The organism is Mesorhizobium sp. M7A.F.Ca.US.002.01.1.1, assembly GCF_004022955.1.
In the GTDB taxonomy this organism is placed as follows: domain Bacteria; phylum Pseudomonadota; class Alphaproteobacteria; order Rhizobiales; family Rhizobiaceae; genus Mesorhizobium; species Mesorhizobium ciceri.
Window position 1 is genome coordinate 1 of record NZ_RZQE01000885.1, and the last position, 1,210, is coordinate 1,210.

The following is a 1,210-nucleotide window of genomic DNA, read 5'->3' on the forward strand; positions in this document are numbered from 1 at the left end:
GCGCTGATAAGAGAACGGACTGCTGGTCCAGCCTTCGGTTTCGAGAACGCCAGGTTCGAGGCTCTGCACGTTGCCGGTCAGGATCTGGCCGTTGGCGTCGGCGATCAGGTAAAGGTTTGCGCCGGGCTGGCGCGAGCGCGCTTCGACCACGCGGACCAGTACCGGCAGGCCACCGCGCTGATAGGCGCGGGCAAGGCCGAGCACTTCGTCATTGATGGTCTCCTGCGTCTGCGCGGTCAGCATTCGCGCCGACAGCGAGGTCATGTAGAAGACGAGCGCCACCGCGCAGAGCGCGAAGAGCAGGAAGTAGAGCGCCGAAAGCCGCGCTGCCGTCGTCTTCATGATGGCTGGCACGGAAAGAGCCATGCCGCAGCTAACCACTCTTCAGCATATAGCCGGCGCCGCGAACCGTATGCAGGATGGGCTTGTCGAAGCCCTTCTCGATCTTGCCGCGCAGCCGGGAGACATGGACGTCGATGACATTGGTCTGCGGATCGAAATGGTAGTCCCAGACATTTTCCAGCAGCATGGTGCGCGTCACCACCTGGCCGGCATGCCGCATCAGATATTCGAGCAAGCGGAACTCACGCGGCTGCAGCGTTATCTCGCGTGACGCACGGCGGACCGAATGCGACAGCCTGTCGAGTTCGAGATCGCCGACGCGGTAGACGGTTTCCGCTTCCTTGGCACTGGCGCGCCGGTTCAGCACCTCGACGCGGGCGAGAAGCTCGGAGAAGGCATAGGGCTTTGTCAGGTAATCGTCGCCGCCGGCGCGCAAACCCGTGACCCGGTCATCGACCTCGCCGAGCGCCGACAGGATCAGCACCGGCGTCGTGTTGCCCCTGGACCTGAGACCGGCAATGACCGACAGGCCGTCGCGACGCGGCATCATCCGGTCGATCACCATCACGTCGTAGTCGCCGGCGTCGGCGAGCGCAAAGCCGGTTTCGCCGTCACCGGCGACATGCGCGGTGTGACCGGCCTCGGCAAAAGCTTTCTGCAAGTAATCCGCAGCCTCGCGATCGTCTTCTATGACGAGAATCTTCATAGGGCTGTTATACGCGATTTCGCCGGAAGGTTGAGTGGCAGACATCTGCATTGTGGCCTTTGCCAAAGCGCATCGCGACCGAGATCGCTCGAAGCAGTGCGCGATAAAGCTGCTCGCTGCCGATGTCGTTGGCATCGGATCGTTGAAGCGCTTTTGAAATTG

General features: G+C 62.3%; 1 protein-coding gene and 1 pseudogene. Both read right to left on the bottom strand.

What is annotated here, in order from left to right; translation table 11 throughout:
- Positions 1-366: pseudogene (locus EN932_RS36430) on the bottom strand (two-component sensor histidine kinase); the annotation flags it as partial.
- Between the two features lie 7 nt (positions 367-373).
- Positions 374-1,048: a response regulator transcription factor gene (locus tag EN932_RS36435; protein WP_023812818.1), complete on the bottom strand. Its 675-nt coding sequence runs from the start codon at positions 1,046-1,048 to the stop codon at positions 374-376.
- Between the last annotated feature and the right edge of the window lie 162 nt (positions 1,049-1,210).